Origin of the sequence: Vibrio sp. YT-17 (assembly GCF_033337375.1) — a bacterium.
Taxonomy (GTDB): Bacteria; Pseudomonadota; Gammaproteobacteria; order Enterobacterales; family Vibrionaceae; genus Vibrio; species Vibrio alginolyticus.
The window spans coordinates 1-13,006 of sequence record NZ_JAWOQP010000007.1; the positions used below are offsets into that span (position 1 = coordinate 1).

General features: G+C 43.6%; 10 protein-coding genes and 1 tRNA gene. 6 read left to right on the forward strand and 5 right to left on the reverse strand.

Annotated features, from left to right (window positions below; all coding sequences use genetic code 11):
- The 3 genes from R7F67_RS08580 to R7F67_RS08590 all read right to left on the reverse strand — a co-directional run bounded on the left by R7F67_RS08580 (position 1) and on the right by R7F67_RS08590 (position 3,403).
- Positions 1 to 74 (reverse strand) — tRNA-Cys (locus R7F67_RS08580).
- Positions 75 to 277: 203 nt separating this feature from the next.
- Positions 278 to 1,732, reverse strand: a complete 1,455-nt coding sequence (viaA, locus tag R7F67_RS08585) for an ATPase RavA stimulator ViaA (RefSeq protein ID WP_054576740.1) — start codon at positions 1,730 to 1,732, stop codon at positions 278 to 280.
- Positions 1,733 to 1,741: 9 nt separating this feature from the next.
- Complete coding sequence (locus R7F67_RS08590) at positions 1,742 to 3,403, reverse strand: ATPase RavA domain-containing protein (protein ID WP_054576741.1); 1,662 nt, start codon at positions 3,401 to 3,403, stop codon at positions 1,742 to 1,744.
- A gap of 269 nt (positions 3,404 to 3,672) precedes the next feature.
- On the opposite strand from R7F67_RS08590, the gene R7F67_RS08595 reads away from it, so the two are divergent.
- The 5 genes from R7F67_RS08595 (at position 3,673) to R7F67_RS08615 (ending at position 8,465) form a co-directional block, all read left to right on the forward strand.
- Positions 3,673 to 4,188, forward strand: coding sequence for an NUDIX hydrolase (locus R7F67_RS08595; RefSeq protein WP_239945556.1), 516 nt, complete (start codon positions 3,673 to 3,675; stop codon positions 4,186 to 4,188).
- A gap of 22 nt (positions 4,189 to 4,210) precedes the next feature.
- Positions 4,211 to 5,215 (forward strand): low-specificity L-threonine aldolase, encoded by a 1,005-nt coding sequence (ltaE, locus tag R7F67_RS08600; RefSeq protein ID WP_005375978.1) that lies wholly within the window; start codon positions 4,211 to 4,213, stop codon positions 5,213 to 5,215.
- Between the two features lie 78 nt (positions 5,216 to 5,293).
- On the forward strand, positions 5,294 to 5,614 hold the full coding sequence (locus tag R7F67_RS08605) for a c-type cytochrome (protein ID WP_239945555.1): 321 nt from the start codon (positions 5,294 to 5,296) through the stop codon (positions 5,612 to 5,614).
- Positions 5,615 to 5,826: 212 nt separating this feature from the next.
- Complete coding sequence (yfcC, locus tag R7F67_RS08610) at positions 5,827 to 7,359, forward strand: putative basic amino acid antiporter YfcC (RefSeq protein ID WP_005387492.1); 1,533 nt, start codon at positions 5,827 to 5,829, stop codon at positions 7,357 to 7,359.
- Positions 7,360 to 7,469: 110 nt separating this feature from the next.
- Positions 7,470 to 8,465 carry a succinylglutamate desuccinylase/aspartoacylase family protein gene (locus R7F67_RS08615; RefSeq protein WP_053303674.1) on the forward strand — a complete coding sequence of 332 codons (996 nt, stop codon included), beginning with the start codon at positions 7,470 to 7,472 and terminating at the stop codon, positions 8,463 to 8,465.
- A 204-nt stretch (positions 8,466 to 8,669) separates the two neighbouring features.
- Here the strand turns inward: R7F67_RS08615 and R7F67_RS08620 are convergent, their stop codons facing one another.
- The gene (locus R7F67_RS08620; protein WP_054576742.1) at positions 8,670 to 9,203 is read right to left on the reverse strand and encodes a lipocalin family protein; all 534 of its coding nucleotides are present in this window, start codon (positions 9,201 to 9,203) and stop codon (positions 8,670 to 8,672) included.
- A gap of 304 nt (positions 9,204 to 9,507) precedes the next feature.
- Here R7F67_RS08620 and R7F67_RS08625 point away from each other — a divergent pair, with 304 nt between their 5' ends.
- Complete coding sequence (locus R7F67_RS08625; RefSeq protein ID WP_054576743.1) at positions 9,508 to 9,888, forward strand: cystatin family protein; 381 nt, start codon at positions 9,508 to 9,510, stop codon at positions 9,886 to 9,888.
- A 58-nt stretch (positions 9,889 to 9,946) separates the two neighbouring features.
- Here the strand turns inward: R7F67_RS08625 and R7F67_RS08630 are convergent, their stop codons facing one another.
- Positions 9,947 to 13,003, reverse strand: a complete 3,057-nt coding sequence (locus R7F67_RS08630; RefSeq protein WP_054576744.1) for an AAA family ATPase — start codon at positions 13,001 to 13,003, stop codon at positions 9,947 to 9,949.
- Positions 13,004 to 13,006: the final 3 nt, after the last annotated feature.

Here is a 13,006-nt window from a genome sequence, read left to right on the forward strand (position 1 = left end):
TGGAGGCGCCTCCCGGAGTCGAACCGAGGTCCACGGATTTGCAATCCGCTGCATAGCCACTCTGCCAAGGCGCCTTTTATTACGCTTCAGGGCTCTACCCCGTTGCGTTGGTGGCTACTTTACGGATTGAGAGAAGATAGTCAAACAAAAATATTTCATTTTCTGTTCGTTTGATTTCTTTTAAGTCAATTCGACCAAATTTCGATCTTATTGGCTTAAAACGAAGCAATATAAATCTCGCTTTCAGTTCGTTTTGTCCCATGAAACATTAAGGCGTTTAATAGTTGCTGACCCTTTTTAGCAATCTTCCCACAACATTAGGGTGATAAGACCAAGTGTGATCAAACATCGACATTAATGCAGGATTTCCGTATTTCGATAAGCTAATCGCGTGAAAACGGTTTTTCTTCGCTTTGAGCGCATCCACTTTGGCCAGTAACTCGTCTTGTTGTTTTGGCGCGATAAAGTCGGAAATGACTACCATGTCTGCGTTTTTATATTTATCACCGCTCATCAAGTCGATAGATTTAATCAAAGTTGGCTCTAAGTCTGTACCACCATGGAAGCTATAAGTTAGAAAGTCCGCCGCCTCGCGCAGACCATCTTGTTTGGTTAGTTCGTAGGTAATGTGTTCCGTAGAAAAAATAATGACATAGCAATCACGTTGCTCCGCTAGTGCGATTTGCATCAGAGCATAAGCCATGGCTTTGGCGCATTGCTCAGGAAAGCCACTCATGGAACCGGACGCGTCCACACAAACAATGAAGGGGCCTTTTTCGATATCTACCGCTTTATGGTCAGGTCGGTGAGCTTTAACTTTACGTAACGTGCGCGATTTGCCTTGTGTACGATAGTTCATGAGCCGTTTATCAACTAAGTGTTTATAGAACACAACTTCAAGTTCAGGATACGCCAAAAACATCGTTTCGTTGGGAAGTAGCTTATTTAGATCATCGCTTTCGTGAATACCGACAATATCATCCGTCGCCTCATCACTTTTCTCTTCGACCAATTGAAGTTCTTCAGTGGGCGCACGATTTAGTTCAGGATCATTTACTTGCCCCGCCATACGACCGAGTTGCTCCGCAATTTCTTGCAAGCCTTGGTGCTTCTTCAGAAACTCAGCATGGCGTTTCATCACCGTTAAGTCTGTTTTACTCAACTTGGCAGATGCCATATCCCACAGGCGCCCTACACTTTCAGCGTCACCCGACTCCGTGACTTTATCCATATTACGCATGGTTTCCATACGTTGATACAGGTCATTCAGCACCTTTTCTTTATTGGCTTCAAGCTCGCTTACTTGCGCTTGTTTTATAGCATCGGTGAGGCTTTGGTACCATTGATCACAAAAGTAATGAGGGAACATAGGGTTATTCATCCCTTTGTTCTTTTCCATCATTCGGCGAGCTTGCATGTAAAACGCAGAGTGCCATTCTAGCTTTTTAATCACATCTTCGATGTTTTCAAAAAACGCCTCTTCATCCCAATGAATAACCTCTTGATATAAAGACAGCTCTTGTTGGAAACGCTCTGTCTCACATACCTTGGTGATCCGTTTTTTGACGCTGCCTCGCCACTTTAACAAGTGACCTTTGACCGAAGATTTAACACATCGGTTTTCTGCCATCATCATGACTTGTGAACGCGCCATCAAATCATTAACTGCGCTATCGATGATGCCGGAGTCGGCCACCATCAGCGCGAGGTTAAGTCCGTCTGCACCTAGCATGTCGTCTCCTTATGAGAAAAACTGATTTAAGTTTTTAAAGCGTTGGATAACTTTTTCACTTTCTGCTTGGATTGATTCAAGTCTCTGACTTACCTGTTGCAGACTCGACTCCATTAGGCGGGGTAGTTCAGGATCAACAAAGCTATGCGGAAGCGCATCATGAAAGTTCGCTTTCACCTTGCGCATATGGTGTTCTGCCTCACTAAGCTGATTTACGGCTTTTTCGCTCTGCGTTAACCACTTTTGGTAAAGCTCTACATCCAAGCCCTCTTGAGTCACTAGGCTAACCAAAATGCCTCGGTTCGCGATATCACGGATAACTAGGTTATTCGCCGCGTCAACATCAAATCGTAAACGGCACATGTTGGTGTTTTGATTGACGTAACCATACACATCACCGCTTCCCTCTTTAATGACTCGATCTAACTCATCTTTGGGTACATAAACCCAGCGGCTATCACCTTTTTCTGATTCTGAAACCGACATGTTGCTTTGCAAGACAACCAATTTAACTAAGTTAACGGCTGCGCCAACTTTGTACATCTTGGCTTTAGAGGTATCAAAGCGCATGGTTTCTTTACGCAAAATACCCGTTGCCGCTTCAGACGTTAACGTCATGCGGTAGGCATCTTCAAGTTCATGTTGAACATCAACCAAAGACTCACGGCAGTACTCAATTTCCTGCTCCGCGTCTTGTTGATCAAATGCATGTTTTAAGGCGAACTCTTGAACCACTTCACGTACCACATCTCGCGATTCAGGACTGTTCCATAAACAATCTTGCAGCAGTAGAAGGTCAAGCGGATTGATTTCATCGCGACCATTAAAAAACGCGCTCGCTTTTAACAACTTCACGGCTTTCTTCCAGCGGCGGTCAGAGACATACATGTCGGTATTGGCCACATCACCAAACTGAGCTTCAACTTTGCTTTCTAACATCGTTTTAAGCTGGAAAAGCTTTTCGAATGCATTGTCGGTTAACGTCAATTTGTCGAGCTGTTGTTGCCATTGATGATATTCTTCATCAGTTATCGCTAGGCCTTCTGGTACTTGTGCCTCTTGCGATGTGCCAACAGTCAACATCGACTTAAAGTTTTGTTTATTCTGAATTCGATTCACAAACACACGCACCAACATGCGGTCGTAGAGGGCATCCAATCCACTATCTTCATCGGGTAATTCATTGGAAGCCGATACCAACAAGCGCATTGGTACACGCTCGATATCGCTGCCATTTTTGAATGTTTTCTCATTAACCACTGTCAGCAATGTATTAAGAATTGCAGGGCCCGCCTTCCAGATTTCATCCAAAAATACGACTTGTGCAGTTGGCAAATACCCTTTAGTTAAGCGAACATAACGGCCGTTGTCTTTTAGCTCTTGGATACTCAGTGGCCCAAACACCTCTTCAGGGGTTGAGAAGCGCGTCATCAGGTATTCGAAGTAACTGCTGTTATCGAACGCTTGGATGAGTCGTTTGGCAATTAAGCTTTTTGCAATACCAGGGGGACCTAAAAGAAAAACACTTTCACCAGCAAGTGCAGCAAGAAGGCAGAGCTTGATCGTATGTTCACGCTCATAAACGCCATCCGTTAACGCTTTCGCCAATTTATTGATGCGTTCTGAGAGAAGCGCTTTTTCGGCATTTGAGGCAAATAAGGTTTGTGTCATACGTTCTCCGGCTGCTGAAGTGGTATTGCGTTAACATTTTTATACGCTTGTTATAACTTTGTTACAAATGTATTTTGTCGAATTCCCCTTATAGCAGATGCTTTTCCCCTTCTTGACGAAGCAATCAAAGTTTCCATTTATGAGACATTGCTCACTTAAAGTGCAAACGCTTTCGTCGTGTTGCTGTATTTTTTGCTTTTGTTTCCCACCATTTGTGGTTAATGTCGAAAAACGTCAAAAATGCGGTAACAGCTAGGGTTCATAACTGCATGAGCAAGATAATTTATAAATGGAAGCAAATTTCTCTGATTGAAGAAGACGTTATGCTTCCTACAGGACAGGCAATTACGCACACCACAATCCATCATCCGGGTGCTGCGGTGATTCTCCCTATTACAGCGGAGGGTCACATTGTCCTTGTCCACCAATTTCGGCCTTCACTTAATAAATGGCTATTGGAACTGCCTGCTGGTACCAGAGAAGGCAACGAAGAGCCACTCTGCTGCGCCAAAAGAGAGTTAGAGGAAGAAACTGGGTTTAGTGCAGAGAAATTCACGTCTCTCGGCCAAGTCACCCCTCTTGCCGGATTTTGTGATGAGATACAGTATCTATTTGTTGCCGAAAAGCTCAACAAAACAAACCGTTACGAGTGCGATGAAGACGAAGTGATTGAGGTCGTCACCTTGTCAATCAAGCAACTCGAAGAAAAGATTGTCGATGGCACGATCACCGATGCCAAAACGATCGCCTGCTTAAGCAAAGCGCGCCTTTGCGGATATATTTAGGACTTTGACCAAGGAGACATTCATGGATTTTCGATCAGATACCGTTACACAGCCCACCCAAGCCATGCGAGAAGCCATGTTTAAGGCCCCCGTTGGGGATGATGTTTATGGTGATGACCCTACGGTCAATGAGCTTGAAAAATTTGCTGCGCAGCTTGCTGGTTTCGAAGCAGCTTTGTTTACCACTTCAGGCACTCAAGCCAATCTGCTCGGTTTAATGGCGCATTGCGAGCGGGGAGATGAATATCTATGTGGGCAACAAGCACATAACTACAAATACGAAGCTGGTGGCGCGGCGGTTTTGGGATCAATTCAACCTCAACCAGTCGAAAATAACCCAGATGGCACGCTACCATTTGATAAACTGGCTGCTGCGATTAAACCAGATGATTGTCACTTTGCTCGCACTAAGCTTCTCAGCTTAGAAAACACAATTAATGGTAAAGTACTACCTCTGTCTTACTTAGCAGAAGCACGTGACTTCGTGAATAAACATAACTTGCAGATGCATCTAGATGGCGCTCGCGTTTTTAATGCAGCCGTTGCACTTGATGTTCCGGTAAAAGAGATCGGTCAGTACTTTGATTCAATGACGATCTGTCTGTCGAAAGGTCTGGCTGCCCCTGTTGGCTCGCTACTGCTTGGTAGCAAAGACTACATCGCAAAAGCACGTCGCTTAAGAAAGATGGTCGGCGGTGGTATGCGTCAAGCGGGTATTCTTGCCGCAGCAGGCAAACTTGCCCTTACCGAACAAGTGGAACAGCTAAAACAAGATCACATCAACGCAAAAACCTTAGCGGAAGGTTTAGCAGAACTGCCTGGTTTTTCAGTCAACCCTGAATTTGTTCAAACGAACATTGTGTTCGCGAAGCTTGATCCTCAAGTGGACATAGTAAGTATCGCTGCGAAACTAAAGGAACAAAACATCACGATAACCCCTGGAAATCCAATTCGTTTTGTAACTCATAAAGATATTTCAGCGAAAGACATCGACACTTTCTTATCAAGTATAAAATCTCTACTTTAATTTGATTTTGATCATTGAGCTTCCCCTAAGGGGAAGCTTTATTGTATCGGCATGATTTTTAGCGAATAGATAGCCTCCATGCTCAGATTTGTACTTCTAATCTCTTTTATTTTCTCTTCCGCTATCCATGCCGAGCCGTTTGGTGATGCTGATAAAGGTAAAATCAAATCACCTAGCTGTGTCTATTGTCACGGTGTTACAGGCATCGCAACGAACAACACCTATCCAAGCCTTGCTGGTCAAAATGCTCAGTACCTTTACAATGCAATGAAGTCTTATCAAGCCGGTGAGCGTAAAGGGCCACTTGCAGAAATGATGGCAGCACAGTTAAAAATGTTAAATGATGAAGACCTTCGTGATGTCGCTGCTTTTTATGCAGAACAGTCGGAAATCAAGTGATTAGATCACTTGTAGATGCACTATGAAAGCTCATGAATCATCCAAACTCAACCCATATTGAAACATTAACCCAACATTTGACCACAAAGCAATCAAATTAACTTCACTTCAAATATTTGATGAATTCATAGTTCAACATAATCATTAATATTGACTTTTTATTCTATTTTATCGATATTTCATGCTTTATTGAATTTAACGTGAAGTAAGTTATGTCTCACACACATGCGCAACCAGCAGACTCGGTTGCTACCCCTAAGTCGTGGCAGATGCCAGATACCCTCATTTTGATCTTCATTGTTGGTATTCTTGCTGCGATTCTTACCTACTTAATTCCTGCTGGTCATTTTGATAGCCAACAGGTGACCTACATGGTCGACGGTGCAGAAAAAACTCGCACAGTTATCGATCCTTCTTCTTTCTCTTATGCAACCGACGAAAACGGTGAATTGGTTTACAACAAGGTTGGCCTGTTTGCTTCTGGTGGTGGCATTGGTTTGATGAACTTCCCTTTCGAAGGGCTAGTTTCTGGCTCTAAATGGGGCAGCGCGATCGGCGTGATTATGTTCATGTTGGTTATCGGCGGTGCTTTCGGCGTTGTAATGCGCACAGGCACAATCGATAACGGTATCCTGCGCCTTATCGATAAGACCAAAGGTAACGAAGCGCTATTCATTCCAGTGCTATTTTTGCTGTTTTCGCTAGGCGGTGCGGTATTTGGTATGGGTGAAGAAGCCGTAGCATTTGCGATTATTATCGCGCCGCTTATGGTTCGCCTTGGTTATGATGGTATCACTACGGTGATGGTCACCTATGTTGCGACTCAAATTGGCTTCGCTACTTCTTGGATGAACCCTTTTTCCGTCGCTATTGCGCAAGGCATTGCGGGTGTACCTGTTTTATCCGGCATGACAGTGCGCATGGGGTTATGGGCTGGCTTTACGTTAATCGGTATCGCTTTCACAATGATCTACGCCGCTCGTGTGAAGTCAAATCCTAAACTTTCTTACAGCCATCGCACAGACCAGTATTTCCGTCAGCAAGAGCTTGGCAATCAAGATTCTCGTTGGAACCTAGGTGACACACTCGTTATCCTTACGGTTATTGCGACCACGGTGTGGGTCGTTTGGGGCGTAGTCGCTAACGCATGGTACATCCCAGAAATCGCTTCTCAATTTTTCACTATGGGCTTTGTTGTCGCGATCATCGGTACGATTTTCCGCCTAAACGGTATGACGCTAAACTGCGCAGCTGATGCATTTAAAGAAGGTGCAGCTATTATGCTTGCACCTGCCCTATTAGTGGGTTGTGCAAAAGGGGTATTGTTGATCCTTGGTGGTGGTACAACTGATGAAGCGAGTGTACTGAACTCAATTCTAAACAGTGCTGGCGGCGTGATCAGTGGGCTTCCTGACGTAGCTGCAGCATGGTTAATGTATGTATTCCAATCTATCTTCAACTTCTTTGTCACTTCAGGCTCAGGACAAGCGGCACTAACGATGCCTCTACTGGCCCCTCTGGCAGACATTGCAGGAGTTACGCGCCAAGTGGCAGTTTTGTCATTCCAACTTGGCGATGGCTTTACTAACGTTATCGTCCCTACTTCGGCATCTCTCATGGCAACGCTTGGTGTCTGCCGTATCGACTGGGGTGACTGGGCAAAATTCTGCTGGCGATTTATTCTATTACTCTTTACCCTATCAAGTATCGTCGTTATCGCAGCTCATATTATGGGTTTTGCGTAAAACGAAACCAATTGGTAATTAAGGCGAGACATGTTCTCGCCTTATTAATATTCATGGTATGACGACGCTAAGGTTTTAGATTAGCTTATGGTTTTGGAGTGGTAACTTTAATGGCAACACAATTTCTCGATGACATGATTCAGGGTCATCAAGTGATTCAATCTCTCAATGTAGCAGACCTAAATTCGGGCGAGCATAAGTTTTGGTTTCGCATCGCAACGAATGCTCTCTCTCAGTGGCAACACCTACCTGTGCTAGTGTTCAAAGGTGAAAAACCTGGCAAGAAGATCATGATTACCGCAGGGGTTCATGGTGATGAGTACAATGGTGTGTTAGCAGCGCAGAAAACTGCTCGAGAGCTCATCGGCACTGAAGTCGCTGGTACTGTCACTATTGTTCCAACCATTAACATGCCAGGTATGCTAAACCACAGCCGCGATTTCTATTCCGCAGACCCTGACGCGTCTCCTGCAAACTTAAACCGCTTTTTTCCTGGTGACCAAAACGGCAATGAGGCCCAACGTTACTTATATGCATTGTGGAATGATTTGCTCAAGCCAAATGCTGATTTAGCCATTGACCTTCACACTCAAACCAGTGGTGCGGCCTATCCACTTTACGTGTTTGCAGATTTCCGAATCGAGCAATCATTAGAAATGGCTCGTCTCATTAATCCTGATGCGATTTTAAATGATCCTGGAGATGCTGGCGTCCTTGAAACGGTTTGGAATAACCATGGTGTCCCAAGCATTACAGTTGAAGTAGGTATGGGGCGATACACCGAGCAAGAACTTATCAGTCGAACTGTAACAGGCATTTTTAATGTGCTGAAAAAGCATAACATTGTTGAAGGTGATATGGACCCTATTACGTCATGCTTGGAAGGAAACGAAATCGTCAGTGTAAAAGCGACACACGGCGGCTTTGTACTGCCTCATGTCAGTTTGATGAATTTTGTCGAGCAAGGCCAACTTCTTGCGATTCAATACGACAGCTTTGGCGCTGAGATTAAACGCTACACCGCCCCAACAAGCGGCACAGTACTTAGCCACAATGTTGAATCTATTCGAGCACCAGGTTCCCTGATCGTTCGTTTGATTAAGTAAACCATAACCGTTTGTTGATAGATCAACCTTTCGACGCTCACTCAAATTTATATAAGCCCCATCACGAGTAATCACAAATGATGGGGCTATATCCATTTTGACCACATTAAGTTACGCGGTAACATACTGTTAAGCGAAATGACAAACTGAGCTCTTAATTAGGAAGCTGCCCCTCTGTCCGCTTTTTCAGCCACGCTGATGAACTTAAAGCTGTCTTTGTTTCTCTTGTTCAACAAAAATGAGCTCGTCGATAGCGAAACCTTTCTCTTTAGCTACGTACTTAAAGCGCTCCACTACTCTCTCATCAACGTTAGGCGTTCTAGACAATAGCCACAAATAGTCGTGGTTGTAACCGGAAACAAACGCATAGTCATAGTTTTCACCTAGCTCAAAAACAATGTAAGAAGAGTATATTGGCCCAAAAAAGGAAACCTTTAAGTGTCCAACCGTTTTATCTTCAACAAAATAAGCTTTGCCTTCAGCTTCTGACCACTGTCGCTCTTCTTCGGAATATCCACGGTTTATCACCTTAACCCCACCATCCTCGCGAACCTGATACTCAGCGGTAACGTTGGATAAGCCTCGCTCAAATGAATGGTCTAGGCGTGCAATTTCGTACCACTTACCTAGATATGGCTCTAAATCGAAATTATTGACGGGTTCCACCCCATCCGGCTTCGAGGTACAACCAAATAAAGTTGCAAGTGACAAAAGTAAAAATATTTTTATCGATTTCATACAACACCTAAATTTTAATTAGTGATTGATTTTACTCTAGAAGATAACAAATCGATCACTAAGCCGCACCATCACCTTCATAGGTACACATCACAATTCTTCATCAATAGCGCACTGAACACCGAAACCTCGTCATCTCAGCAAATCGTTAACAAGATTGCTCTATTTTTGACTTACAAGCTGACCATGCTTGTACATTTTGTCAGCATTTAACCCTATGCATATAGAAACTTTGCACAACATAGACATTCGTAGGCATATCACCCTCCTATAATACGTTGCGTTATAGACAGAGGTTATTGTTATGAAATTAAAAACAGTGTCAGTTTGTGCACTTTTGGTGTTACTTGCAGGTTGTCAGCAGGAAAAGCCGAGCGAAACGACACAATTAACGACCTCAGCAGATGTATGTAATGCACAAGGAAACATGCCAGGTGGGTGGAATGAGTTTAACGCGACCCCTGATGCACAAAAGGCAATGGCCTTTGTTTTAGAGAAAATGGACACAATAGCGTCGTTTAAACAAATACTGAATGTTCACGCGCAAATCGTTAGCGGCGTCAACTATGCTATTGAGTTTGAATTGGATGATGGCTCTGTTTGGAACACGATTGTTTATCGCAACCTCGATGGCGAATATGCGATTACCCAATCGCCAAAAGAAGGCCACTTTTGCGAACAGTAGCGACTTAGTCAGAAAGCCCCAACATTAGGGGCTTTTTGATCTAACAGTAGTCACTGAATTAGACAGCGAAGCGACATTGAGATTTAATCGACACCGTTGAACCAAGTCTTGATGGTTCTACATCAATCCTCTGCGCCATTTGTTCTTTCAACTCAGAAACGTGAGAAATAACACCGATCATGCGCCCAGTCTGTTGCAGGTCCACTAGCGTTTGAATAGCAAGATCTAAAGACTCTGGGTCTAAACTACCGAAGCCCTCATCAATAAATAAAGTGTCTAAACGAATACCGCCACTATAGGATTGCACAACATCCGACAAACCAAGTGCCAGAGCAAGCGCTGCCATAAATGATTCACCGCCGGAAAGTGTCGCAACATCACGCGTTTTTCCTGTGTAGCCATCTTCAACCATTAAATCTAAGCCGCGACCCGCAGCACCTTTGAAGCCCTCTGTTTTTCGAGCAAGAATATAGCGCCCTTTACTCATAAGGCTTAAACGTTGAGAGGCCTGAATCAGCACATCATCCAACAGTACACCAAGAACAAAGCGATGTAGGCTAACCCTGCTGCCTGTTTTACCACTAGCAACGTCGTACAACGTACCAAAGACTTTGTATTCTTCTTCTAACTTACTATTTTTCTCATGCAACACGGCAATATCTTTACGAACCTTTTCAAGACGTTCAAATATTGAGCGTGTGGTATCAAGTTGATTCCTTACTTCAATATATTGCGCCTGCAGAGTGGTTAACCTGTCGTTAAACGACTCTAAATTAGGCCTTTCAAGATCTTTCAATGCATGATTTAAATCATGTAGTGTTTGCTCAAGCTTGGTTTGTGCCTGTTTGAAGCTGTCTATTTCTTGCTGCCAGGCTTGAAGTTCATCATCTCCCACTCGACTACTTAGATAATGGCTTTCATCTTCAAATTTACTCGCCTGTAGTGCCTCATTCCACGCTAATTCTGCTTGGCTAAGTTTTTGCTCTGACTCAGATAACCACTGCTTGTTCGTCGCTAAGTGACTTTCCGCATTTGATTTCTCCAATATCGCTTGCTGCAAAGCGTTTTGCGCCTTTTCTAAGCCTGTGTTCAAACTCAGAATTTGCTCTTTTGTCAGCAAAATTTCACGTTCAAGCAAGTCAGCGGAACTGTATTTTGGGTCAATAAAAGCTTGTAATTGAGCCAATTGTTCTTGGTTCGCTTTAACGGTTGATTCATTTGCCGCCATTTGATTCTGCAGCTCATGAATTTTATTTTCACCCACGACGCAGCGTTGATTAAGCTGTTCAACGTTCCTTTCTAGTTTTTCAATATCAATAGCTTGTAGACGTAGGAGTTGAGCATTAAGCGCTTGCAAATCATTTTGAACCGTCGAGATCTCAGATGTAGCATACTCACCCAACTCCTCTTTCAACTGGTTACACTGATTCTGATACTGACTAATGACAACGTTATGTTGTTCTAGCTGATTGCTTAGTTGGTTCAACAAGGTTTGAGCTTCTCGCTCTTTAGCTCTAGCCGCCTGAACTTGCTCTTTTGTAACGGCTTCTTCAACAAACGTTGCGGGGTTAGGATGCGTTTCGCTACCACACACCGGGCATGCTTCACCTGCTTTTAGTCGCTGCGCTAATACTGCCGCTTGAGCGTTGTGCCACTTAAGCTCTATCGTATCAGCGGCTTGTTGACGCTGCATATAGCGCTGACTGGCTTCGTGTAGTGACTGCTGCTTGCCTACAGTTAGCGCATTGAGTTTAGAGAGCTCTAAAGTAAGATCATGCAGCTTTTGTAGATCCTGTAACAGCCGTTGTTTTTGTTTTATTTCCGCATCGATGCTGCCAATAAGCGCAACATCAACTCGTGCTTTCTCTAGCTCCTTCTGTCCCTGCTGGGCCTGTAACGTTAACTTATCTTTTAGTTCTATGTACTGTTTTAACGTTGCTTCAAATTGTTGTTTTTGTTGATAACCCGCCGTTATTTTACTTTCCAAATTGTCTTTCTCGACCAACTTGTTTTTCATACTTTCAAGTTGATACTGCAGTTGCGTTAACTGCGGGACCTTTGCCGCTGCCTCTTTTGCACTTTGCTGCAAGTTTTCTTGTTCTCTCGCAACGACATTAGCTTTTTCGAGACTCTCTTCCAAAGCTACGATTTTTTGCCTAAGCTCTTGCGTTTGAGCTTTTGCATTTTGTAATGAGATGTAGGGCAACTCTATCTTATTGGCATTTTTAGCGTTTTCTAATTGCTGTTGACGAGCTTTTATCGAATCTGAGTGTTCTAGATGCAGCTTGAGTGCGCTTTCTGCTTGCTCTCGTTTCGAAAACTCTCCATTCAAGGTTTCCGCTTTTTGCAATTCAGATTTAGCAGTATTGAGCTTATCTAACGCTGCTTGCTCATTCTTTTTATCAGACTCTAATTGCTTAGTTACTTGTTCCAGTTGTTGTAATAGTTCTTGTTCAGAACTCGCTTCTGCAACTTGTAAAGCACCTCGAATTTGATTATCAAATTCGCCTTTCGCTTTACTAATTGCACTCGCTTTATCTTTGAGCGCGTACTCAATTTTTTTATATATGTCAGTTTGAAAGAGCTGGCCAAAAATTTCTTCACGCTCTTTAGAGCTAGCAAGCAACAGTTCTCGGAATTTTCCTTGAGGCAACACCATAACTTGACGAAATTGAGTTTCATTCAAGCCAATAATATTGCTAACTTCAGTTTTAACCTGAGTCGTCTTGCTGGTGATAAGCGTTTCAGTCTCACCGAGTTCATAAAGAGCCGCAGTGTGCTTTTTAATCGTCATCCCTTCACCACGGGCCTTGGGCGCTTCCTGCTCAGGGGATCGAACAACTCGGTATTGTTTGCCGTGTAACGAAAATTCGAGAACTACTTCGGTTGGTAAGTCTTGCGCGGATAAGTCACACCGCATCTGAATACCTTGTCGCTCATTACCTGTGGTTTCACCATAAAGGGCGAAGCAAATGGCATCTAAGATCGACGTTTTACCGGAACCTGTAGGACCATTAATCAAAAATAGAGGGTTACTGCCAAGCTTCTCAAAATGAATGATTTCAGTTTTTGCAAACGGACCAAAGGCTTGCATGGTTAGTTTAATTGGTTTCATCTT